Origin of the sequence: Vibrio fluminensis (assembly GCF_015278125.1) — a bacterium.
GTDB classification, from domain to species: Bacteria; Pseudomonadota; Gammaproteobacteria; order Enterobacterales; family Vibrionaceae; genus Vibrio; species Vibrio fluminensis.
In genome coordinates, this window is sequence record NZ_JADILO010000003.1 from 170,644 (window position 1) to 194,579 (window position 23,936).

Here is a 23,936-nt window from a genome sequence, read left to right on the forward strand (position 1 = left end):
CAAAATTAATAGAATGAAGAGATCATAATGAAAAACTATTTCGAAAGCCCTTTTGTCGGTAAACCGATTGAAGACCAAATTACCAACCCAAACATCATCGTGGGTAAACACAGTTACTACTCGGGCTATTACCACCAGCACAGCTTTGATGACTGTGCGCGCTACTTGATGCCTAACCGCGATGATGTCGACAAACTGATCATCGGCAGTTACTGTTCAATTGGCTCTGGTGCTGCTTTTATCATGGCGGGTAACCAAGGTCACCGCAATGATTGGGCGAGCACTTTTCCGTTTTTCTACCAAGAGAATCCATTGTTTGCTGGTGCCAATGACGCTTTTGAACGCGCAGGCGATACGGTAATTGGTAACGATGTTTGGATCGGCTCTGAAGCGATGATTATGGCAGGGGTAAAAATCGGTGATGGTGCTGTGGTTGCTTCGCGCGCGGTCGTCACCAAAGATGTTGAGCCGTATTCTATCGTCGGTGCTAACCCTGCCAAACATATTCGCTACCGTTTTGCCGCCGAAGAAATTGCTATGTTGTTAGAAATGCAATGGTGGAACTGGAGTGATGACACACTGCAAGGCGCGATGCCACTGCTTAGCTCTCAAGATATCACGGCACTCCATTATTACTGGCGCGAAAACGTACAAAAGTAATCTTCAATGGCGCTCCTCTGGGCGTCATTCTCCCATTTATGTGTGCCAGATGCGCATATTGTTAGCTTGCTCTCACTATTTACCGACCTAGATCATTGAGTTAAAGGGGTTATATTCTATATATTTCGCACTGGTTAAATTGATTCAGAGCGGTAGAAATGGGGAACAATTTAGATATTCAAAGTATTTTTGTCTTAGTCAAAATGCATGAGCTAAGAAACGTCAAACTGGTCGCAGATGCGGTTGGAAAAACGTCGAGTGCAGTCAGTAAAATCTTATCTAAACTCAAACTTCATTTTGAGGACCCATTATTTATCCAAACACGTAAAGGTTTCGAACCCACCACTTTTGTCGAAACCAACATCAGTCACTTTGAAGCGATTCTAGCAACCTTTGAGTCAATTCAACCGACGGACTTTGACCCTCAAACCCTGAAGCAAGAGATCATTCTTTATGGACATGCCCTTTTCTGGGATAACTTCGGAGACAAGCTCTATTTAGCACTGCGTAAAGAAGCACCGTATGCCAAATTTTCAATGCGTCAATGGAACCTAGAAGCACGAACTCGCTTAATTGAAGGTGAGAACTCGGTGTTATTCGGTATCTACGACGAAACTCTCCCTCAGGTTATTCAGCAAAAAGCGTTATGTAATATTTCCCCGGCGTTTTATGTAAGAGAAGAGCATCCTGCACAGACTTTCGAAGAACTAAAACAATATCCATTTGTGATCACTCGAAACCCGGGTTGGAATGACGTTCGCTATCCATTATTTGAACGCCTAGCAAGCCTGGGGCACCGTATTACCGCGGATGTGGAAGTCGAGAATACTTTAACAATCGAGAATATTGTCACTAACTCTGATCATTTCTCTTTTACGATGTCACGAGTAATACCAAAAAACTGTCGCGCGATTGGGCTTCCGCTCACAAATCTCAACCTTCATTGCGTGATGAGTTTTCATCGCGCTAAGCAAAATGACCCACAAAAAGCTTGGCTATACCAAGTAGGCGAACGAGTCCTATCCAGCTTAAGTAACTGATAATTAATGAATCATTATTAAGATTCAACTGACACAGCTTTTATGGCCCTGCATTTTGCGGGGCTTTTTTGTGTTGATTAGAAAGAAGTCAACTTGAGCAACATTTAATCCACATGCTTATTGTGTGAACTAAGACACGGTAATTTCCAAAATGGAAACTCTACATTTCCTGTAAACGTGAGCCAAGTCTCATTAATATGCACTTCATCGAGAGGGGCACAGCCCAAAACCTAAATAAATAAGAAGAAGATCAAATTATGAAAAAAGCACTAGTTATCGCATTGTCAGTACTTTCAGTTTCAGCTTTCGCAGCGCACGCAGCATTCTCAAGCCACGCTGTTAATGGTCAAGCTCAACAGACTGAACAAGTAATTAAAGCTATCGGCAACGGCGCAATCAGCTTCGGTATGTCATCTAGCCAAATTGAAAATGCAGTGAAATAAGAAATAAAGTCAGCTCAACAACACAAACAATTAAAAAGCATATTAATAAAGGAAAGCATCATGAAAAAAGTACTAGTTATCGCACTATCAATCTTCTCTGTTTCAGCATTCGCAGCGCACTCATTCACTGCAAATGTATCAACAGAGCAAGCTATTAAAGGCTTCGCAACTGGCGCAATCAGCGTTGGTATGTCAGCAAAACAAATTGAAAAAGCAATCAACTAATAACCAAGCTCAACACTCTATTACAACACTGAATAAGAAAAGGTAAATACAATGAAAAAAGTACTAACTATCGCGCTAACTATCTTCTCTGTTTCTGCTTACGCTGCTCACACAAATGCTAACGTGACCGCAGAACAAGCGATTAAGGGTGTTGCATCAGGCGCGATTATTATTGGTATGACACCAAAGCAAATTCAAAACGTACTTAAATAACCCGAAATTAAATAACCATTGTTAATTTGATTAGTCATTCAAAAAATAAAATTTAGAAGGTAATAACTATGAAAAAAGCTCTGATTATCGCGTTATCTATTTTCTCGGTTTCTGCTTTTGCTACCCAAGCTAACACAGGTTCGGTATCAGCAGAGCGAGTTGCTCAAGGTCTTGCTAGTGGTGCGATTAGCGTTGGCATGTCGCACGCGCAAATTCAGCAAGCCATTTAATAAAAAAATCGGTCATTAGTCGACGATGACCAACAAAACATTGAAGAGGTTTTACTATGAGAACGGCAATTGTTATTGCTTTGTCCCTGTTATCATTCTCAGCATTTGGCGTACACGCGGCCAATCAGCAGGATATGGATGCAGACAATCATGACAAAACAGCCAAGGCAGAAGTGACAACAGAGCAAACCATCAAAGCGATTGCTACTGGCGCTATTGCCATTGGCATGTCACCAAAGCAAATTGAACATGCAGCAAAAAGCATGAAATGATTTTAGGCTCATGGAGGAGCGGTTTTTCCCAAACTCCAATTTATAATTAATCTAATAACGCCCTACACCCACCCGTTTCTAATCTCTAATCAGTGTCTACCCAACGGGATCATTCCCACTCTCAACTCTCAACTCTCAACTCTCAACTCTCAACTCTCAACTCTCAACAAATGTTATCACCCACAAATAAACCGCACGCCATACATTACAAAAACGTTAAACGTTTTAGTGGTTGATCAGCAAACTGATCGGTTATATCGACGTATTTTTTTCTAAGACAGCTTGTTGCATTTTATTGCAGATTATTTCACCAAATGTCCGTTTAGACATAATTTTTCTTTTTTGGTTTACGCTTTTTATCAATAGTTTATATCGATTTCAGCGTGACAAAAGGCGAGAAAAGAAGTGCTTAGGCTAGATATAATGAAACCCTTATAGGACAAGGGTTAGCGGCTAGATTGCAATTTTGGAATTTATCTTTGTAAATTTATCAATTAAAGATTCGTAACGGAAGTGTTAAGTTAGCGGGGTTGGTCATACTGAACAAATCATTCATAAGATCGAGAATGTTTTAGCAGTTTGAATACGGACGTTTACCAACATCTCCAATTAACAATTTCAAATTGTTGCCCAATTTTTCGCCCATATGTTTGCTTATCATATGGGCGCTTTTTTTACCTGTCGCTTACTCGGCTATCGTTAATTGGGTTGTGGCTGATAACGCCCAGGTTTATGGTTCATGGCTAAAATCAGATTCGTCACCACCGCACCAACGACCGATAACGCAATCAAACTCCAGTGCACGATAAACAACGACATAAACACGATACTGCAATCAAGCGCCATCTGCACTTTACCTGCACGGATACCGAAACGATCTTGTAAAAACAGAGCCAGTATATTGAAGCCACCCAAACTGATCTTGTGACGGAAGATCACCAGCATCCCTGTACCAATTAAGCCTCCACCAATTAGCGCGGCATAAACTTCATGGATCTGTTTTAGTTGTATCACGTGGTATAAGTGATCCACCGCGAGTGAAACTATTGCTACAGCAACGAAAGTATTGATGGTGAAACGCCACCCCATGCGGGTAATCGATAGATAGTAGAAAGGCAAGTTGAGAGCGAAGAAAACTTGTCCAAAGCTAAAGTCTGTCACTTTAGTAATAAAAATTGCCAGTCCAGCCGTACCACCTGTGAGTAGACCGACTTGATTGAAGAAGATGACACCTAATGAAACCAAAGCACTACCTAAAGTCAGTGCCAATAAGTTTTCATAAAATGAGTGATCTTTATCCATGTATGCTTTCCTTTGCTTTATCCCTTGTAAACAGCACAAGGGCATATTTTCCGTGCCATAAAATGGCGTTAGAGCTCAAAAATGTCGACTAAATAGCAAAAAAAACGCTACGCGCAAGCGTAGCGTTATGTTTACAGTGTGATATTAAATCAGCTTATCTCACGCGCTATAAACCTTACTCCACTCCATGTGGTTCAACAATTTCAACTGGCACGCCATTTTGCGCTAAAATCACAGCGCGCGCCTTAGCATCTGACTTATTCATCGCTTGCAGCCACCAAGTGAGTTCTTCTGGTACTCCAAGGATCTTCTTACTGCCATCGCTACGAGTCAGTGGTTCATGGGCTTCTACATACACGCTGCGATCTGGCTCCAAACTGACTTTTACGGGCTCATTTATCACCGTTACCTTAATACCAGTATTAACTTGTGCGAATAGCCACTCTATGTCTTTTGGATCCATACGAATACAGCCTGCACTAACGCGCATACCAATGCCGAAGTCTTTGTTAGTCCCATGGATTAGATAGTCGCCCTTACCATGAGCAAGGCGTAATGCATACTCACCCAATGGGTTTTCAGGGCCAGCAGGCACCACTGCGGGAAGCTCAATACCTTTAGCAGCATATTCCTTGCGAATCGAGCTTGGTGGCGTCCAAGTCGGGTTAGGGCGTTTTTGACTGATCTTCGTCACCATCTCTGGTGTGTCTCGCCCAATACGACCGATACCCACAGGGAAGATATGCACAATATCGCTATTTGGCTCAAAGTAGTACAAACGTAACTCGGCCAAATTGATCACAATGCCTTCACGCTCAACGTGAGGAAGGATAACCTGAGTAGGTATGGTCAGAACGTAGCCTTCCGCAGGCAAAAATGGGTCTACCCCCTGGTTTACCGCCATCAAGGCAAGAAAACCAATATCATACTGCTTAGCAATATCAGCCATACTTTCACCCTTTTGAATCTGGTGAAACTGGATTCTACCGACAATATTGCTGCCTTCTGGTGGCAATTGATAACTGGTCGCCCAAGCAGAGGCGCTAAAACAACTAAAGATAAGAAGCAGCTTACGCAGCATTACACAGAATCCTTGGCATCTTGAAAGAGGCGTAAGGTTAGCGCTCTTTCGCTTTTGTGATCAACTATTGGATGCGGATATGACAAGGTATTTACATTATTCCATAACCAAGGCTTATGAACATACTTATCTGGGACATCGGCAAGCTCAGGTACCCAGCGGCGAACAAACTCGCCTTTGGGATCAAAACGCTCGCCCTGAGTGATAGGATTAAAAATACGGAAATAAGGTTGACCATCACAACCGGTCGACGCACTCCACTGCCAGCCGCCGTTATTGGCAGCATAATCACCATCAATCAGCTTGTGCATAAAGTATTTCTCGCCCTCGTGCCAATGGATATGAAGATCCTTGGTCAGAAAACTCGCCACAATCATTCTTAGACGATTGTGCATCCACCCAGTGGTGTTTAACTGTCGCATCGCCGCGTCAACAATAGGATAGCCAGTGTTACCCATTTGCCACGCAGACAAATAGCGCTCGTTTTGCAGCCACGTTACTTTTTCTGTCCAACTGACGAAGTTGCGTCCTTTAGATAATTTTGGCTCAAAATAAATTAAATGCTGATAAAAATCGCGCCAAATGAGTTCACTTAACCAAGTTTGGCGTCCATTACTTAAGTGTGGTTCCTCACCATACATCAACCTCGCGGTGCATTGGCGTACAGACAAGGCACCTGTTGCAAGATAAGGCGACAGACGACTCGTCCCCTCGATGGCAGGAAAATCGCGTAGGTCTTGGTAATCATCGATATCTTGTAGACAAAAATCACGCAAGATCTGTCGAATTGCCTTCGTCTCAACCACATATTGCTGGCTTGACTCTCTCGGGTAGTCAAACGGTGAATTTGCTGAAAACATCAGCGGCTCAAGTTCTGTCTGATCGACATCTGTCTCGAGCATCACTCGAGGCGCAATCATCACTGGGTATTGTTCAAGCTTGGCAAGATAGTGCTTTTTAAATGGCGTAAAGACTTTAAAGTAGTCACCCTGTTTATTTAATACAGTGCCAGGAGCAAACAAGCATTTATCATCAAAGCTTGCCACCTCACAGTCAACGCTATCAACTAGCGCCTGATCTCGCTGGCTCTCGTTCCATTCATACTCTTTGTTGAACAGAACCTTACTCACTTGAAGCGTTTTAGATAAACCTGTCAGCCATTCAACGCTTTGAGTAAAGGTCTCGACTTGCTGATAGAGCAAAGGGATATTCAACGCAGCAAGATCCGCTTGCAACTCAAATAGACGTCGATAAATCAGATCCGCTTGTATTGGCGCCAAGCAGTGCTCACGCCAGGTTTGAGGAGTGGCAATATAGACCGCAACCACCTGCTCACCGGACGCGATAGCTTGGTGCAACGCGCTATTGTCTTCCGCTCGTAAATCACGTCGCAACCACACTATTTGCATTTTATGTCCCTATGCTTGAATTAACGATTCTATCAATGGATTCGGTAAAAAAGCCTCACCCATTTGCTGAGATATTTGACTCATCAAGACTAGTTGCGTCTGTGATGGCGCCTGAGAAGAAAAAATCGACAATGCTTGATGCTTGTCCAACGTTGGATGTTCAATGAGTGCCGCTATATCATCAACCGCTTCAATAAAGCTGATGTTATAACCATTCTCTGCCAGCTTTAGCGCCCACAGACGTAACTCTATTGAACCCAATGGGTCATAGCTCACCACTAAGCACTTGCCTCTTCTCGCGACTTTATTCTCCGCATCCAAAATCGAAGTTAGTTTCGCCATGGCTAAAGATTGAAACATGCCAAACTGCAAAGTTTGCTGGCTACGTTTGACTTGTTTTAACGCCTCGATACTTGGCTGAATAAATCTCGCATTGATGATATCAAGGGGGTATTCCTTACAGACCTGCGATAGCACTGAGTCTGCTTTACTCTTGTTCAAAGCCGCCAGAGCAATCAGCATCTGCTCTACTTCATCGAGATGATCAGCCATTGCCTGTTGGTCAACGCTATCTACTCCACTTTCTAGCAAGGCTTTGACTTTGCCGATAGCCACCCCTTTCTCTAGCCAACCTTGAATGGTTTGAATTTGGGCGATATGTTGCTGAGTATATAGACGGTGCCCTTTTTCCGTGCGCTCAGGCTGAATAATATTATAACGACGCTGCCAAGCCCTTAGCGTCACCGGTTTGATACCGGTGAGCTCTGAAACTTCTCTTATGGCGTATAGTTTGTCTTCACAAGGCATAACGCAGACGCAACTCCTCTGGATATGGATTCAAATAAGCTTGATTTTGTAGGTATTCATTTGGTGTACGCTGCATGTGATGTTTAAGCAACGTCATCGGAGCCAGCAAAGGTAGCAAACCTTGACGATAATCATCAATCACTTGGCACAACTCTGCCTTTTCACTGGCATTCAGATCACGCTTAAAGTAACCCTGAATATGCATCAAAACATTGGTATTGTTTTTTCGACTGGCACGATTGGTCATCGCCTGCATCAAACCAGTACGGTAAAGCTGATAAAACCCATCTAAATCATAATTAGCCACATCCGCAACTAATTTACCCAAAGACTTATAAGACTGCGGGTGATGCGCCATTAGCGTGAGTTTGTAGCGCGAATGAAAAGCAACAATTTTGCCCGCTGTCGGTTCGCCGCCCATCGAGTCATAAAAGTCTTTTAAGCAATAAACGCGAGTGACAAAATTCTCTTTCAAAACAGGATCGTTTAGACGACCATCTTCTTCTATCGGCAACCATGGCATGCGCCCCATCAACTCTTGGGTATATAGACCAATGCCCACTTTGTCGGCATTATTCTTACCGTACACCTTCACACGCTCCATCCCGCAAGTTGGCGATTTAGCACAGACGATATAGCCGCAAAGGTCTTGTTTGTTCAACTGCTCAACTCGCTTGGCCGAGTAGTCGAGCATAGACTGGGTGTGATCTTTGGTTGGATCTTTGGTTTCAACCAGCGTAATTCGCTCTTCGTTTGTCATGAGGCGGATTGTCGGTCTCGGTACGGGCATCCCTGATTCCACTTCAGGGCAAACAGAGACAAACTCAAATACGTTGGCCAGTTCTTTGGTGACAAAACGACTTAACTTATGACCGGCATCAAAACGCACTTTCTCACCTAAAACACATGCACTGATACCTACTTTAATGCTCGCTTCCATGATCTTCACCCCGCACTCATTGTGATTGGTTATACAAGTTTTATTTATGTACAAGTATAGACACAAAACGAATTAATTGTACAAAATTATTTTTGGTACAACTTGTACGTTTTTCAGGTTAAAAATCGATCACCACTACGCAAAAAATTGCCCCAATCGATTGCCTCTTTACTTTCAACAGATTTAGTTATCAATAGCGATTTAATTTATCTTTCGCCCAATTTTTGTGATGCAAATCTCATGGATAAGCATTTTATGGGGCTAGTATTGCCTCAACAAACATTTCGCAGTTCAACAGAATTGGTTATTATCTGTTGCACTCCTTTGAATATCGGAGCAAAACTATGGCTACCCCACACATCAATGCAAAACCAGGTGATTTCGCAGAAACCGTTCTTATGCCGGGCGACCCTCTACGTGCAAAATACATTGCAGAGACCTTCTTAGAAGATGTTGAACAAGTGTGTGATGTGCGCAATATGTTTGGTTACACCGGAACATACAAAGGTAAACGCGTATCAGTCATGGGGCATGGCATGGGCATTCCATCGTGCTGTATCTACGTTCACGAGTTAATCGCTGAATACGGCGTAAAAAACGTCATTCGCGTTGGTAGTTGTGGTGCGGTTCGCGATGACGTTAAATTGATGGATGTTGTTATCGGCATGGGCGCTTCAACTGATTCTAAAGTGAACCGTATCCGCTTTAATAACCACGATTTCGCGGCGATTGCTGATTTTGGTCTACTAGAAGAAGCGGTTTCTCAAGCTCGCGCTCAAAACGTACCGGTTAAGGTTGGCAACGTATTCTCTGCTGATTTGTTCTATACCCCAGAAGCTGACATTTTTGAGAAGATGGAAAAGCTAGGTATCTTAGGTGTCGACATGGAAGCGGCTGGTATTTACGGTGTTGCCGCGGATCTTGGAGCGAAAGCCCTAACTATCCTAACGGTTTCGGACCATATTATTCGCGGCGAAAAACTAAGCTCTGAAGAACGCCAAAAATCATTTAACGATATGATGAAAGTAGCGCTAGAAACAGCAATTAACGTTTAAATAATTTGCCAGTCTAATGACTGGCAATACCTAATATCCTGAGGGGGCGATTGTGGCGTCTGGCGATTTGCCTGCGGAAGCGAACGGGTTACAGCTCAACTTTTGTAAAACATTGGCGTGTGACAACTTTGGATTGAGTGATGCTGAACGTTATGTTGTTCAACATACCAACCCTAAACGACCTGCCATGGTTTGTCGTGAGTGTGGTGCTTTCCCCCCCTTACTTAATAACCAAGAAGTACTTAATGAACTTCAACGTCTAAGAAGTTACCACTGTGCCGGGCTACCTGCGTGTCAAAAGCAAGGGTGCGAAAATTTCGGTCTGTCGGTACATACTCACAAACATCTCTATCATGCCTTTGGCTACAGTGGTGACCGCCAACGTTATCGCTGTAAATGTTGCCAGCAAACCTTTGTCGATAAATGGTCTGGTAGCAACAATAAGCTCGAGTTCCAAGAAAGCTTACTCGCCCTCTTATTTACCGGATATTCTGTGCGCGAGATATGTCGCAAGCTCGCTATCAATCCAAAAACGTTTTATGACCACATAGAGCATATTGCTAGCCGTTGTCGTCGTAAGCTCGCCATGTTTGACGCTCGTTGGGTTAACCACGCTGAACAATTTGAGCTCGCATCACACTATGTCGCGTTGCAACCGCACAGCAGTAACGGGGTATTTTGGCTTGCCACGGGCGATGCTCAATCTGGCTATATTCTGTGTCAGAACATCAATTATTCGCCTAATGAAGAACCAAAGGGCGATGCCGATCACAACCCTTTTTGCGAACCCGCGCGCTACGTACCTTATCAATACAGCACTGAAGCTAATCAAGCTCCGGCCTCACTATCAAAGGTATTACGTGAGCGAATTGATCAACAGTACCAACAAATCCTTGCTCGCGGTAATGTTGAAGACCCAATGGGTGACTTGACCCATTTTCACTACCCATCAAAAGGGGCACTCATTCGTCCCCCTTACACTTCATACGCACACTTTCTGCATGTGATGAGCCTATGCCCGAGCGATAAGCACGTCACGATTTACTTACCTCAAGATCCACTACTGCGCTCAGCTGCTATCAGCGTTGGCCTACCGAGAATTACCAATAAGTCTATTGATTTAATGTATGTCGATGGCCAGTGGGGGCGAGATCTCACTGTCGATAAAGTCGATATCATTCATATGGGCTGGTGGCGTGATCGCTGGGCGATCGCTGAAAAAGAACATTTTGCCAAAGGTATCTGCTACCTTGCCGGCGAAAATAATAACCCACAGCTTTGGTTAAAACATGCGACTCTCGATAGTGTCACTTTCTACCAAACAAGATTTCAGCTTCTATTTCAGGGCTTTGTTAATGAGCCTCGTCGCAAACTGCGACCAGCAGGGCTTTTACCTGTGTTGGATATTTTTAGAGCATGGCATAATTTGTGTTATCAAAACAAACAAGGGACAACAGCAGCGCAGTCTCTCGGATTAACCTCATCGCCATTGGCGATAAGAGAATTGCTCTCATAACTCCCAGAATGTGAAGTCTGCCATCAAACTGCCGCAGAGAGTCGACTTTTTGTAGAACCTAAAAGTCGACTAATTTTATAATGCGAAAGCATTAAAAAATTCAAAATAATTAAATTTAGCTGTGAAGGATCACATCATTGGAAAAGAGCCAGCATCTGCTCAAAGAAGAACTAGAAAAACTCAGAACTCGCATCGAATCTGAGCCTAAACAGGTACTTAGAGCGGCAGAGAACTGTGCAGAAAGAGCAAATAGCATCTTCTATCCTGAAGGGGTCATTGACAGCTTAATTATCATATCTCGATGCTACTGGGCTTTGATGGATTATCGTAAAGGCCTCAAGCGAATTAGAGAAGCGTATAATAGGCTACATCAAATCGATAATGATGATGCCCTGCCAGAAATACTCCATGTTCACGCTCTCCAGCATTGGGGTCAAGCCAAGTATTACTCTGCACAACAGTATTGGATAAAATCTCTTGAGCAATCAGCACTCGTTGACCATGTCGAAATTCAAATTGAATCATTAATCGGACTTGGCAATATTTGGCGCGTTCTTCGCGAATATTCATTAGCCAAAAGTACCCATGAACTGGCAGTTAAAGTAGCCAACAACATGCGTATAGATTGGCTAGAAGGAAAAGCCAGGATATTACTCGCGTGGGATCACTATCTGCTCGGTCGATATATTGAAATGCTTTCGATTCTCGATGGTGCTGAAGAAGCATTACGTGATCATAATGATTCGACTTGGCACGCTGAGATTTGGGATTTTCGAGGACTCGCATTGCTAGGCTTGGAGCGACTAGAAGATGCAGATCAGGCAACCCAAAAGGCCCAGCAGCTGGTTGAAAAATACGATTTAGTTTGGATGCGTGCACACTCATTTGTTAGCCGTGCACGACTCGAGTTATTACGTAAAAAACCCTGTGAATCTTCCCAGTTACTGAAAGTTGCCGAGCAAGCAGCCACCAGCTTTGACGATGGCGAATTGCTCTCTCAAATATATTTCCAACAATCTCGAGTCGCAGAAGAAGTCGGTGACTACAAAATTGCCTTAGAAGCGTTTAAGCAATATCGTTCACATTCGACCAATATGTTACGTGAACAGACTGCCCGTGAAGGCAATGATAAAGCACAAGCCTCCAAACGTTTGCTTGAAAAACGGGCACTGAAGCTAATCAATCGCGTACGCAGTCAATACGAATATGACCCAAATAAGCATATGAGCCAAGTGGTGTCTGAAACTTACTGGTGGGAACAACTGGTTCTTTTCAAAACTCAACTCAAACAGGCAAATTATGCAGTGATTATTATCCAGCACGAGGATAGCAACACATTAGACGTTTGCATGGAACTTGCCCACACTTTATGCAATAACAAAGACTTATTATCCCGCCTCAGTCCAGACCGCTTAGGGCTACTTGTGGCTGAAAAAGGCGACAGTGCCTTTAACATCTATGAAGTACTTTGCAATATTACAGAGATCTATCCATGGCAACGTCGTGGCGTCAGCTCAATATTACCTCGAGTTGAGCTATATAACCTTCTCACGTTCCCTTTTACGCTCGAACAATTAGAGCAACAGGAACAGTTGATTTCTAGCCTTGAACCTAGCACTTATCGAGAAGAACTATAATGGAAGCTTTCTTAAATAAAATATCAGATTCTGGTTTAGATGCGTCTTCTGTTACTGGAGAGGAAGCTCTAGTTTTCTGGAATCACGTACGAGAACACGTTGCCACAACTCCACAAGAAAAAGCCCAATCTCATGTAATCAGCGCTGAGTTCCGTACATCACTTGGTCAACATCAAGATGGCATCGCTGAGTTGCGTGCAGCACTGAATTTACTCGCGCTACCACAAGACGCAAACCTTATCCTAGAAGTTAAAGGCTATCTCGCTGATCGTTTAGTCGATCAAGGTGATTTTTCATCAGCCCTGCTCGAATATATTAGCTCTTCAAGTATTGCGGTTGAAAACAGCCATATCGATGATTATGTGAAAGCTGTGATTGGCATGGGTAACCTATGTGATGCCTATGGCGACCATGCTCGGGCGCTCCGTTATTACCAAAAAATCGATGGCATAGACCACGCAATTAATAGCCGTTCTTTGCGTCTCCGCTACAAGCTTTACAAGCTCGCTTGTTTAATTGATTTAAATCGAATTAAACCTGCGGAAGGGTTAGTCAAAGAGTGTGAAGAACTCAGTATTCTAGTTAGCGACAAAGTACTTTCTGGGCAGGTACACCTTTATCAAGCCAAGCTCCTTCGCAAATGTGGGAAACTAGATGAAGCGATGCAGTGTTTAGGGTTAGTCAAATACGCGGCTGGCAATATTAACTCAAATTGGCTCTCCAATATGATTCGAATGGAGCTGGGTTACTGCTTAACAGAAGCAGGAAAAACCCATCTAGCCAATTGGGTGTTAGAAAGTGTGTATCTAAGAGTCAAAAGCTCTGGATCGCCGATACTTAATTTGCGATTAGTCGATGCTCTCGCCTCTATATGCGAGCTACAAAACAACTTTAAAAAGGCATTAGAATATCAGCACAACGCTTATCGCATCGAAAGTGATCTGATGAAAAAAGTGCCTATTACAGAGTTAGGGTCAAGTCAGTTACGACGTTTGTCACGCTTTGAGCTTCAATTAAAGCTTATCCTTTCTGAGATTGAGAACCGAGAGCTAAAAGAGACCACTGAAAGTCAAAAACACACGGTAGCGCAACTACGACAAGATGTATTTAGTGACCCATTAACTGGCTTACATAATCGTCGCTGGTTAGATGTTAAATTAAAAGATTTACTGATCAACGAGACACCATTTGCTCTTATGGTTGTCGATATCGACCACTTCAAATCTATTAATGACGAATTAAGCCACCTAGTCGGCGATAAAGCGATTGTTGCCGTGTCTTCTGAGCTAGCAAACTATTTCCGTTTTAAAGGCTCTTCTTGTGTCCGTTTTGGTGGCGAAGAGTTCTTGGTGATCCTAGAAAACGCTGATATCGACAAAGCGACTTTGTTAGCAGAAAACTACCGCGACAACATCTACCACTATAACTGGCGAGATGTGCTGGGTGAGCGAGGACTTACCGTTAGTATTGGCATTACTTTACATAGAGAAGGCGAGAATACCCAGCGGACTTTTTATCGAGCCGATAAAGCACTCTATCGCGCCAAAGCAAACGGACGCAACCAAGTTTGCTCCGAATGAAGGATTACAAGCAAAAAACAATAGACAAATGTAACTAAATATCAGTATTTTATATTATCTTTGTAAATACAAAGCAACAAAGGATGGTTGTTATGTTCCTAGATTACTTCGCTTTAGGTCTGCTGGTTTTCGTTGTACTGGTTCTATTTTATGGTGTCATTGCTATTCATGATATTCCTTATGAAATCGCGAAAAGCCGTGAACACCCTCACCAAGATGCGATCCACTATGCAGGCTGGGTAAGTCTATTCACCCTCCACGTTTTATGGCCATTCTTATGGATTTGGGCCACCTTATGGCGCAAAGAACGCGGCTGGGGATTCCACCGATTAGAAGAAGAACAACATGATTTACACCATCGACTCGAGAAACTCATCGATCAGGTAGAGGATCTTCACAAAGAAGTTAATTCACTAAAACAACAAAACGCAAAATCCTCTACAACTTCAACTGACCACTTAAAGGAGGACAAGTAATATGGATTTACTACTCATCCTCACATACGCGGCTTTATGTATTGCGTTATTTAAGACATTCAACATCCCTTTAAATAAATGGACCGTTCCTACGGCAGTATTAGGTGGTGTGGTACTTGTTGGCACCTTAATTCTTTTGATGAACTACAACCACCCTTATACACAAATCGGCAATCAAGTATTCTCCACTACACCGATCGTATCTGGTGTTCGTGGGCGTGTAGTAGAGGTCCCTGTAGAACCAAATCAGCCTCTAAAACAAGGGGATGTTCTATTCAAAATTGACCCTGTTCCATATCAAGCGGCTGTTGACAAACTAAAAGCGCAAATCAAAGAAGCGAGCCAGGGCGCTCTGGGACTTGAAGCCAAACTGCAAGAAGCGGAGGCCGCGTTAGCCAAAGCTGTCGCTGAGCGTGACAAAGCGCAAAGAGAGTTTAATCGTTACCAGCGTGGCTTCGACAAAGGTGCGTTTACAGAGCAACAACTTGATACCCGCAGACAAGCGTTTAAGGCAGCTGAGGCGACAGTGAAGGTCGCTAACACTAATATCGAACAAGCTCAAATCGCTTTGGATTCAGAAATTGGCGGAGAAAACACTACTGTCGCTGGATTACTGGCTGATTTAAGAAAAGCAGAGTTCAATCTCGAACAAACCACGGTCTATGCCCCAACCGACGGCTTTGCCACGCAATTAGCCTTGCGACCTGGCGTCATGGCAGTGCCTCTACCACTTGCTCCAGTCATGACTTTTGTCCATACCGAAGAATTGGTTTATACCGCTGCGTTTCGACAAAACTCTTTACAGAGACTAAAAAGTGGTTTTGAGGCAGAGTTCATCTTTAGAGCGTTGCCAGGCAAAGTGTTTAAAGGCGAAGTGATCGATGTACTGCCCGCTATCGCCGAAAGCCAGTTCCAAGCAAGAGGTGCACTCGTCGGCACGGAAGCCTTACGGACCAGTGGACGAGTATTTGTTACACTGAAAGTCACCGATGATATCGACCAATATCAACTACCTATGGGGACAGCCGTTGAAGTCGCCGTCTATTCAGACAGTTTTACCCACGTCTCTATCATGCGAAAAGTGCTAATTCGAATGAAGAGTTGGCAAAACTACCTCTATCTCGACCACTAATTTGCTACCCGTCATTTTCAAGCAACTGTCAACTGAGCAGTACAGTTGCTTGAAAACTCGGCGCGATCTTAGTTAGCGGTTCGATTCCGGACTCATCCTCCAGGATAGATTTAACTCTAATCCTCTAATTAATAACAATAAAAACCCTCCTCCCTGCTTAAGCTAAATAAAGAAAAAAAAGTATTTGGACGTCTAGACAGTTAGCTTTCCATCATGCCAATTGTTATGTATAATCCCGCGCCTAAAATGTGACATAAGTCGCATGCAAGTATTCTAAACTAAGCTTGTGACAAGCTTTTTTAAACTCTCAGGACATTGGTTATCTATGAATCTTTCAGCTAAAACCGTTGTTGTTATCGCGATTGGTGCAGCACTATACGGCATTGGTGGTCTACCTATGTTTGGCATCCCTGTATTTGCCAACACCACTCTAAAACCTGCGATGGCTGTATTGGCACTTTTCTCTGTTCTATTTGGTCCTTTGGTTGGCTTCCTCGTCGGCTTTATTGGTCACTGGGTAACGGATCTATTCGCTGGTTGGGGCGTTTGGTTAACTTGGGTACTTGGTTCAGGTATCGTCGGTCTTACCATTGGTTTCTACTCGGCAATGACCAAGGGCAACCTAGAGAAAGGCATCTTTAACCATAAAGACTTCGCGCTGTTTGTTATCCTTGCGTTTGTCGGTAACGTGGTCGGTTACGGCTGCTCGGCATTCCTTGACACCATCTTGTATGCCGAACCATTTACCAAAGTATTCACTCAGCTAACGATTATTGCTGCAGGTAATACCCTTCTTATTGCTATCGTTGGTTACTTCATCATGAAAAACGTTGCTAAGCGCAATGCCATGAGCCGCAACCTAACTGAGGCTTAATAAGTAATGACTATCGAATTTTCTAACTTCTCTTTTAGATATAAGTCGCTGGATAAACCGACACTAAAAAATATCAATCTAAGGATAGAGAAAGGAGAGAAAATCGTTATTATTGGTCCAAGTGGCAGCGGTAAATCTACCCTTGGACAGTGTCTAAATGGCCTAATCCCACACTCAATCGAAGGTGAAATCACTGGCTCACTGAGCATCGGTGGCAAACTCGCCTCTGAGTTAGACCTGCACGCTTATACCGAACAAGTTGGCACCGTATTGCAAGATACCGATAGCCAATTTGTCGGTCTTAGCATCGGTGAAGACATCGCCTTTGCACTTGAAAACCAACTGGTTTCCAATGTTGAGATGTATCCACTAGTTAAAGCCACAGCCAAAATGGTTGAACTAGAGGATATGCTTGAGCGTTCACCACACGACCTATCTGGTGGTCAAAAGCAACGCGTATCTCTAGCTGGCATTCTGGTTGATGATGTCGATATTCTGCTATTTGATGAACCGCTAGCCGCGCTTGACCCGAAAACGGGTCGCAAAACGATTGAAATCATCGATGACCTACATCGTCGCACCAACAAAACCATCATCATCATCGAGCATCGCCTAGAGGATGTGTTGCACCGCTCAGTTGATCGCATCATTTTGATGGAGCAAGGTGAAGTTGTTGCGGATATGACGCCTGATGAGCTGCTCACTTCCCCTTTATTGGCACAGCATGGTATTCGTGAACCACTGTACTTGTCAGCGCTTAGAGCGGCTAACTGTACAGTGACGCTGGCAGATAAACCGTCATCATTGGCTAACTTGCCTGTAGAACAATATCAGCAAGCGTTTACTGCTTGGACTGAAACAGCACCTAGCAAGGGAGCGACAGAAACAAGTGCACCACTGCTACAGATTGCAGAACTGACTTATTCATACGATGGAGAACGTAACGCATTAGAAGCGGTCTCTTTTGATGTTCAGCCTGGTGAATTTGTATCGATTCTGGGCAAAAACGGTTCGGGCAAATCAACCATCACGAAACTTATCATGGGTGTCATCGAGCCTGATGCAGGCAGCATCCATTTTGATGGTCAAGATATCGCAGCACTGAGTATTTTTGAGCGTAGCCAAAAAATCGGTGTGGTGATGCAAAACCCAAATCATATGATTTCACATCACATGATTTTTGATGAAGTGGCATTTGGTCTACGCAATCAAGGGCTCAGCGAAAACGAAATCAACGATAAAGTTGAAGCAGTTCTGGATCTTTGTGGTCTGAGTAAATACCGCCACTGGCCAATTGAAGCATTGAGCTATGGTCAGAAAAAGCGCGTCACGATCGCCTCAATTCTGGTCATGGAACCAAAGCTATTGATTCTTGATGAGCCGACCGCGGGTCAAGATTACCGCAACTACACCTCAATGTTGGCGTTTGTACAGAAGTTAAATCGCGAATTAGGTATTACCGTTATTATCATCTCGCATGATATGCACCTTGTGCTGGAATACACTACTCGCTCAGTGGTGATTGCAGACAGCAAACTCATTGCCGATAAACCAATGACGCAGGTCTTTAGTGAGCCAACGCTACTCGAGCAAGCGAACTTAACCACTACCAGTCTTTATGACTTAGCAGAAAAACTGCATATCGAGGATAAAAATCAGTTTATGCAAGCATTCATTGCTCTAGAGAAGCCAGCCGCATGAATAGTTCAAAAATGAAGTTTGGTATCAGCTATGTTGATACCCAATCACCATTGCATAAGCTAAATGGTATCACCAAGTTCGTGCTGTTTATGGCTTGGGTAACGGTCGTTTTGACCACCTTTGATCTGCGTATTATCTGTACGCTAATCGCAAGCGGTCTGCTGCTGTTAAAAATGACCAAAGTACCTGTCTCAGTATATAAACCGCTGTTGATTGGTACGGTGAGTGTCTTGATGATGAACGCGCTGTTTATGTTTATGCTCGCGCCACAACAAGGTACTGAATATTTAGGCTCTAGCAACGTACTGGTTGAGCTACCGGGCCCATACTCAATTACGCAAGAAACTCTATTCTACTTAGTTACCGTGACACTTAAGTACTTTAGCATGTTCCCTATTGCGCTGGTGTTTGTGTTTACCACCCACCCAACTGAGTTTGCCGCTAGCTTGAACCGTATTGGCTTGCCTTACAAAATTGCTTACGCCGTTAGCCTCACCTTGCGCTACTTGCCTGAAGTGAAAAAAGACTTTATCAATATCATGCACGCGCAGCAGGCTCGCGGTTTGGATTTGTCTAAGAACGCACCGCTGTTCACCCGTATTCAGAACGTCGCGAAAATTCTTGGTCCATTGATTTTCTCAAGCCTAGATCGTGCCGATGAGATTTCAAATGCGATGATTCTACGTGGCTTTGGTCGTAATAAAGGCCGTACTTGGTACAGCATGCGCCCACTGACTTCTATGGACAAATCAGTACTGGTGCTGATTGCGCTTATTGTTGTTGCAGCGCTAGCGAAACGTTATTTCGATACACAACTGTTCTGGTATCCGTTCTAACATCAAGCGGTATAAATATCTTCCCAACACAAAAAAGAGGCTCAATTGAGCCTCTTTTGCTATCTAACCAACATCACGTCTTGTGTAAAAAGTCGATTAACTCCACTTCAAAATACGCACTTCGTTGCCTTCTTCTGGCTTAGCCGGAATATTCAAAGAGAGTAGCAATGAAATGGCTGCCATCGCCGCACCGATAAAGAACACCGCCGAAGGTGATACTAGCCAGATAAAGCCAAACGTCACTGGGATGACGACTGCGGCAATATGGTTGATAGTAAACGATACACCCGCTGTCGATGCCATATCCGCAGGATCAGCAATCTTCTGCAAATAGGTTTTAATCGCTAATGCCAAAGCGAAAAATAGATGGTCAACGATATACAGTGCCGCTGCCCACTCTGCCGTTTCAACAAAGGCGTAGCCAACAAACACACCAATCAGACCGATATACTCAAACGCCAACGCTTTGCGCTCACCGACTCGACCGATAAAGCGACCAATTTTTTTCGCAAACAGGAAGTTAAAGCCGTAATTAGCTAAGAAAAGCAGCGTAATATCAGCAGCAGAATAACCAAAGCGCTCTACCATCAAGAAACCAGCAAATACCGTGAATATCTGACGGCGAGCTCCGCTCATAAACGTCAGCGCGTAATACAACCAGTAACGCTTACGTAGGACTAATTTTTTATTCTGAGTTACATTGGCCTGAAACTCAGGGAAGCTAAACGTTATCCAAAGCACTAAGGCAAAACCTACGCCGCCGAATAACAGGTAAATCCACTTAAACTCTAGTTGGAATATTTCCAAACACACCCACAGAGCGCCGTAGGTGAGCAGAGAGGCTAGAGCCCCTATCGAAACATATTTACCTAAGGCTTCTGGCGCTTCTTCCTTGCTTAACCACTGTAAAGATAAAGACTGCTTCAAGGTTTCAAAGTAGTGAAAACCAGTCGACATTAGCAGTGTTGTCAGAAGCAATCCTATTACTGAAGGGAAAAAACCCGTCAGAGCGGTACCCAAGGTCAACATGGCAAGAGACAACAGCATAAAGCGTTGTTCACGAATAAACATCAGTACGAAAATCACGGTAAAGGCAAGAAAGCCCGGAATTTCACGTACGCTCTGCAGTAAGCCAATATCGGCACCATCAAAATTTGCGCGCTCGATAACAAAGTTATTCAACAGTGCCATCCAGCTAGAAAATGCGATGGGAACGATGATGGAAATGGCGATCAAAAAGTTATGTGGAGTCTTCCACGTAGAAAGGTGGTTCATCAAAGTTTCCTTATAAAAAGCTCTGACAGATTACTGAGAGAATATTGCAAACTCAAACTTATTTACTTTCTATACCGAAAACCGCATCTTATATATTTGTATACCCAAGTAACATCAAGAACGAGGTTCAGTAAGAGTCACCTGGGTGTATCAATGAATTAACGTTGGAGATGTATATGGAAATTATCGTGCGACCTACCCTAATATCAGATGCCCAAGCATTAGCAGAGCTGTATGCTCAACCCAAAGCGCACCGCGAGACTCTCCAACTGCCAAAACCGAGTACCGCGATGTGGCAAAAACGCTTAGAGAATATACCTGAACACGTATACAGCTTTGTTGCCGAAGTCGATGGGCAAGTCGTCGGTAACATTGGTTTTGAGCATCTTCAGCGACCAAGGCTCAATCACTGCGGCAGCTTTGGCTTGGGCGTACACGACGATTTCCATGGTTTGGGTATTGCCAGTAAGCTAATCGAGACCGTACTCGATCTAGCCGACAACTGGCTGCAAATTAAACGCGTTCAAATCGAGGTCAATATCGATAATCACGCTGCTATCGCCTGCTATAAGAAATTTGGTTTTGTGGTTGAAGGTGAAGCGGAGTGTTCCGTATTTCGCGCGGGTGAGTACGTAAATACTTACTATATGGCGCGTATCAAACGCTAATACGCTTTATACCCAAGTAACCTCAAGGTGCTTGGTTCAGCGAGAATGCCTTGGTTGGCAGACAAGGCAACGAGTTGAAGATCTAGTAGTGCTAAATCAAAAATCGTTAACGAAGTATGCAAGCCAAGGCAACTCGCCCTTCGGGAGCGTGTTATTCCTACGACTTCGGCGTCAAACGACTTGGAAATAGTACACTATTTCACTGCGGCGTTTTCCTTGAACTCAAATCAATAACAACGCTCTGAATCCTGCATCTTGAAGTCACTTGGGTATATACAATACGATGAGGGCATAGTGCGACTAAAAACCACTATGTCCTCCCAGCTCTAAGCTCTAAACTCTCGAATCTTATCCGCAATTCTCAGCCCTGAGGTGCTGCCATTGAGAGTTTCTTTCTAAATAGCTAACGACGAAACTACACTCAGGAATAACTTTTCCTCCTCGAGTTTCAATTTCATTTAATACAGCCTCCATCATTACTTTTCCGTAACCTTTACCTTGTAAAACTTCTGGCACTTTCGTTGATGTAATAATAAAAACTGAATCTTGTAACTCAAACTTGGCGATAGCAAATAAGTCATTTTCGAGAAAAACTCGAAATTCCTGTTTTGTTTCATCAAATGTAACAACACACATCACTCTTTCCTACTAGTTCCTAACCATATAGACATATATAACAATTCTTATTTGACTCTTGGTCAAGCGTAAATAAAATTACTCTAAGTTCCCCTTAACTATATAGCTAGATAGTCTAAAAATACTATATATAAAATGAGACAATGGTGGCGCAATGAATACCCTTAAAGGGACTACCACAGGAGCATCCGTGCGACAAACTAGGCTTGAAGAACGATCACAAAAAACCATAAAAAGTGTTGATGGGCTAGCGATGCTCGAGCACGGTCATGAGTTAAGCATTGGTATTGTCACACCAGTTGGAACCAGTTTTCGTACCGCAACAAACTTAATTGGCACACATTCTAATCAAATGATCTTAGTCGAATTGCCTAAAATCAATGATGATAAGCTGCAAGCATTTTTCCAAGAAGGATTCTGGGCAACCCTTAAAACGATCTCTCCTCGAGGAGAAGGCGCCATCGTGACTTTCCGTAGTCAAATTCTGCATGTGATTCGAACGCCTATCGCAATGGTTGCGATGTCTATCCCGCAAACCATGCAAACCATCGCGCTAAGAGATGAGCCTCGTTACGAAGTGGACCTTTTCGCGAAAGCGCACAGTACCAACCATCGTATTGACTGCGATATTAAAGATCTTTCTAAGAGCGGTTGTTTGTATCTGACATCATCTTTAAGCAGACCATTTACGGTTGGCGAAGCTATTGAATTACACTTAGCTCAAAAAACGCCTGACGGGCAGTCCTTTGGCCCGCTGACTGGTCAAATCTGTAATGTTAAGCAAGCATCACAAAAACGAAAATATGGCGTCATGTTTGACGATGATGGCAAAAAAATCGCTAAGTCTTTATTAGCTAAATTAAAATTCGATGGAAGTAAACTGTCCCTTCAGTGAAAGGTTACGAGATAAATTTCTCAATTTGTAGTCAGTTTACCGCCCTATTTTCATACTTTTTTGACATCAACATCGGTATACTCAGCCCATCTTATCTTTCAGCTAGTTAACATGAATTACTTAAGTACATTTTTGAAAGGCATCGCCATGGGTGCCGCTGACGTTGTTCCTGGGGTATCCGGCGGTACAATTGCATTCATAACTGGTATCTACGATACCCTTTTAGAAAGTATTCGCCGTATCAACCCAAGCCTACTTGGTATATGGAAGCGCGAAGGTTTCAAAGCAGCATTCAATCATATCAATGGCTTCTTCTTGATTGCTCTATTTGGTGGTGTGTTTACCAGTATCGCAACACTAGCCAAGCTGATTTCTTGGTTATTGGTTACCCATCCCATTCCTATTTGGTCATTCTTCTTTGGCTTAATTCTGGTTTCCGTGTTTCACATCCTTAAACAAGTGGAACAAAAGACCATTAGCCGTTGGGTATTTTTATTGCTAGGTGTTGTATTCGCCTACTGCATTACAATTCTCAAGCCACTGCATATGGAACCAACCAGCATCAATATTTTGATTGCAGGTGCAATCGCCATCTGTGCAATGATTTTACCGGGCATTTCAGGCAGTTTTATTTTGCTCTTGATCGGTATGTATACGCCGGTACTTGCAGCGGTAAAATCATTTGATATCGCGATTCTCGCGCTATTCTTAACAGGTTGCGTACTAGGTTTATTGAGCTTTTCTCACGTACTTTCATGGCTGCTTAATCGCTTCAGAGACACCACACTGATGTTCTTAACTGGCCTAATGATTGGCACACTACCAAAGATTTGGCCTTGGAAAGAAACCATTACGTGGCGAACAAACTCAAAAGGTGAAGAAGTGCCTCTAATTCAACACAACCTTTCTCCGTTTGAGTTTGAGCACATGTTTAATCAACCTTCTCAACTTGGTATCGCAGTGGTAATGATGCTAGCAGCCATTGCTTTAGTACTAGGTTTGGAGAAATATGCAGAGCGTACACGCTAACTCA

General features: G+C 43.4%; 26 protein-coding genes. 19 read left to right on the forward strand and 7 right to left on the reverse strand.

Annotated elements, in window-relative coordinates; translation table 11 throughout:
• Window positions 1-27: 27 nt before the first annotated feature.
• The 7 genes from catB to IRQ95_RS04570 all read left to right on the forward strand — a co-directional run bounded on the left by catB (window position 28) and on the right by IRQ95_RS04570 (window position 3,083).
• Window positions 28-660 (forward strand): type B chloramphenicol O-acetyltransferase, encoded by a 633-nt coding sequence (gene catB / locus IRQ95_RS04540; protein WP_194435812.1) that lies wholly within the window; start codon window positions 28-30, stop codon window positions 658-660.
• A 158-nt stretch (window positions 661-818) separates the two neighbouring features.
• Entirely contained in the window at window positions 819-1,700 is an 882-nt protein-coding gene (locus tag IRQ95_RS04545) for a LysR family transcriptional regulator (protein ID WP_194435813.1), read from the forward strand.
• A 257-nt stretch (window positions 1,701-1,957) separates the two neighbouring features.
• The gene (locus IRQ95_RS04550) at window positions 1,958-2,143 is read left to right on the forward strand and encodes a hypothetical protein (RefSeq protein WP_194435814.1); all 186 of its coding nucleotides are present in this window, start codon (window positions 1,958-1,960) and stop codon (window positions 2,141-2,143) included.
• 60 nt (window positions 2,144-2,203) lie between these two features.
• The gene (locus IRQ95_RS04555; RefSeq protein WP_194435815.1) at window positions 2,204-2,368 is read left to right on the forward strand and encodes a hypothetical protein; all 165 of its coding nucleotides are present in this window, start codon (window positions 2,204-2,206) and stop codon (window positions 2,366-2,368) included.
• A 51-nt stretch (window positions 2,369-2,419) separates the two neighbouring features.
• Window positions 2,420-2,581, forward strand: coding sequence for a hypothetical protein (locus tag IRQ95_RS04560; RefSeq protein ID WP_194435816.1), 162 nt, complete (start codon window positions 2,420-2,422; stop codon window positions 2,579-2,581).
• Between the two features lie 68 nt (window positions 2,582-2,649).
• Window positions 2,650-2,811 carry a hypothetical protein gene (locus IRQ95_RS04565; protein ID WP_194435817.1) on the forward strand — a complete coding sequence of 54 codons (162 nt, stop codon included), beginning with the start codon at window positions 2,650-2,652 and terminating at the stop codon, window positions 2,809-2,811.
• A gap of 56 nt (window positions 2,812-2,867) precedes the next feature.
• Window positions 2,868-3,083 carry a hypothetical protein gene (locus IRQ95_RS04570; protein ID WP_194435818.1) on the forward strand — a complete coding sequence of 72 codons (216 nt, stop codon included), beginning with the start codon at window positions 2,868-2,870 and terminating at the stop codon, window positions 3,081-3,083.
• Window positions 3,084-3,782: 699 nt separating this feature from the next.
• Here IRQ95_RS04570 and IRQ95_RS04575 read toward each other — a convergent pair.
• The 5 genes from IRQ95_RS04575 to IRQ95_RS04595 all read right to left on the reverse strand — a co-directional run bounded on the left by IRQ95_RS04575 (window position 3,783) and on the right by IRQ95_RS04595 (window position 8,622).
• Window positions 3,783-4,385 carry a DUF6198 family protein gene (locus tag IRQ95_RS04575; protein ID WP_194435819.1) on the reverse strand — a complete coding sequence of 201 codons (603 nt, stop codon included), beginning with the start codon at window positions 4,383-4,385 and terminating at the stop codon, window positions 3,783-3,785.
• A 175-nt stretch (window positions 4,386-4,560) separates the two neighbouring features.
• The gene (locus IRQ95_RS04580) at window positions 4,561-5,466 is read right to left on the reverse strand and encodes a L,D-transpeptidase family protein (RefSeq protein WP_194435820.1); all 906 of its coding nucleotides are present in this window, start codon (window positions 5,464-5,466) and stop codon (window positions 4,561-4,563) included.
• Window positions 5,466-6,875, reverse strand: coding sequence for a deoxyribodipyrimidine photo-lyase (gene phrB / locus IRQ95_RS04585; RefSeq protein ID WP_194435821.1), 1,410 nt, complete (start codon window positions 6,873-6,875; stop codon window positions 5,466-5,468). Before phrB ends, IRQ95_RS04580 begins: the two co-directional genes overlap by 1 nt.
• 9 nt (window positions 6,876-6,884) lie before the next feature.
• Window positions 6,885-7,682 carry a MerR family transcriptional regulator gene (locus tag IRQ95_RS04590; protein WP_194435822.1) on the reverse strand — a complete coding sequence of 266 codons (798 nt, stop codon included), beginning with the start codon at window positions 7,680-7,682 and terminating at the stop codon, window positions 6,885-6,887.
• Window positions 7,672-8,622: a YbgA family protein gene (locus IRQ95_RS04595; RefSeq protein ID WP_194435823.1), complete on the reverse strand. Its 951-nt coding sequence runs from the start codon at window positions 8,620-8,622 to the stop codon at window positions 7,672-7,674. Before IRQ95_RS04595 ends, IRQ95_RS04590 begins: the two co-directional genes overlap by 11 nt.
• A gap of 344 nt (window positions 8,623-8,966) precedes the next feature.
• Here IRQ95_RS04595 and deoD point away from each other — a divergent pair, with 344 nt between their 5' ends.
• The 9 genes from deoD to IRQ95_RS04640 all read left to right on the forward strand — a co-directional run bounded on the left by deoD (window position 8,967) and on the right by IRQ95_RS04640 (window position 19,429).
• Window positions 8,967-9,677 (forward strand): purine-nucleoside phosphorylase, encoded by a 711-nt coding sequence (deoD, locus tag IRQ95_RS04600; protein ID WP_075647848.1) that lies wholly within the window; start codon window positions 8,967-8,969, stop codon window positions 9,675-9,677.
• A gap of 52 nt (window positions 9,678-9,729) precedes the next feature.
• Window positions 9,730-11,193 carry an IS1 family transposase gene (locus IRQ95_RS04605; RefSeq protein WP_194435824.1) on the forward strand — a complete coding sequence of 488 codons (1,464 nt, stop codon included), beginning with the start codon at window positions 9,730-9,732 and terminating at the stop codon, window positions 11,191-11,193.
• Window positions 11,194-11,330: 137 nt separating this feature from the next.
• Complete coding sequence (locus IRQ95_RS04610) at window positions 11,331-12,830, forward strand: hypothetical protein (protein WP_194435825.1); 1,500 nt, start codon at window positions 11,331-11,333, stop codon at window positions 12,828-12,830.
• Window positions 12,830-14,410: a GGDEF domain-containing protein gene (locus IRQ95_RS04615; RefSeq protein WP_194435826.1), complete on the forward strand. Its 1,581-nt coding sequence runs from the start codon at window positions 12,830-12,832 to the stop codon at window positions 14,408-14,410. The genes IRQ95_RS04610 and IRQ95_RS04615 overlap by 1 nt, the downstream gene beginning before the upstream one ends.
• Window positions 14,411-14,502: 92 nt before the next feature.
• Window positions 14,503-14,886, forward strand: a complete 384-nt coding sequence (locus IRQ95_RS04620; protein WP_194435827.1) for a DUF3302 domain-containing protein — start codon at window positions 14,503-14,505, stop codon at window positions 14,884-14,886.
• Window position 14,887: 1 nt separating this feature from the next.
• Window positions 14,888-16,018 carry an HlyD family secretion protein gene (locus tag IRQ95_RS04625; protein WP_194435828.1) on the forward strand — a complete coding sequence of 377 codons (1,131 nt, stop codon included), beginning with the start codon at window positions 14,888-14,890 and terminating at the stop codon, window positions 16,016-16,018.
• 325 nt (window positions 16,019-16,343) lie between these two features.
• The gene (locus tag IRQ95_RS04630) at window positions 16,344-16,892 is read left to right on the forward strand and encodes an ECF-type riboflavin transporter substrate-binding protein (RefSeq protein ID WP_194435829.1); all 549 of its coding nucleotides are present in this window, start codon (window positions 16,344-16,346) and stop codon (window positions 16,890-16,892) included.
• Window positions 16,893-16,898: 6 nt separating this feature from the next.
• Window positions 16,899-18,593 (forward strand): ABC transporter ATP-binding protein, encoded by a 1,695-nt coding sequence (locus tag IRQ95_RS04635; RefSeq protein WP_194435830.1) that lies wholly within the window; start codon window positions 16,899-16,901, stop codon window positions 18,591-18,593.
• Window positions 18,590-19,429: an energy-coupling factor transporter transmembrane component T family protein gene (locus IRQ95_RS04640; RefSeq protein WP_194435831.1), complete on the forward strand. Its 840-nt coding sequence runs from the start codon at window positions 18,590-18,592 to the stop codon at window positions 19,427-19,429. Before IRQ95_RS04635 ends, IRQ95_RS04640 begins: the two co-directional genes overlap by 4 nt.
• A 96-nt stretch (window positions 19,430-19,525) precedes the next feature.
• Here the strand turns inward: IRQ95_RS04640 and IRQ95_RS04645 are convergent, their stop codons facing one another.
• Window positions 19,526-20,704, reverse strand: a complete 1,179-nt coding sequence (locus IRQ95_RS04645) for an MFS transporter (protein WP_194435832.1) — start codon at window positions 20,702-20,704, stop codon at window positions 19,526-19,528.
• Window positions 20,705-20,880: 176 nt separating this feature from the next.
• On the opposite strand from IRQ95_RS04645, the gene IRQ95_RS04650 reads away from it, so the two are divergent.
• A complete protein-coding gene (locus tag IRQ95_RS04650) occupies window positions 20,881-21,372 on the forward strand; it encodes a GNAT family N-acetyltransferase (protein WP_194435833.1) in 492 nt (163 codons plus the stop codon).
• Window positions 21,373-21,720: 348 nt separating this feature from the next.
• Here the strand turns inward: IRQ95_RS04650 and IRQ95_RS04655 are convergent, their stop codons facing one another.
• Entirely contained in the window at window positions 21,721-22,008 is a 288-nt protein-coding gene (locus IRQ95_RS04655) for a GNAT family N-acetyltransferase (RefSeq protein ID WP_194435834.1), read from the reverse strand.
• 154 nt (window positions 22,009-22,162) lie between these two features.
• Here IRQ95_RS04655 and IRQ95_RS04660 point away from each other — a divergent pair, with 154 nt between their 5' ends.
• Window positions 22,163-22,903: a flagellar brake protein gene (locus IRQ95_RS04660; protein WP_194435835.1), complete on the forward strand. Its 741-nt coding sequence runs from the start codon at window positions 22,163-22,165 to the stop codon at window positions 22,901-22,903.
• Window positions 22,904-23,014: 111 nt separating this feature from the next.
• Window positions 23,015-23,932, forward strand: coding sequence for a polyprenyl-phosphate transporter (locus IRQ95_RS04665; RefSeq protein ID WP_194435836.1), 918 nt, complete (start codon window positions 23,015-23,017; stop codon window positions 23,930-23,932).
• The last annotated feature ends 4 nt before the right edge of the window (window positions 23,933-23,936 follow it).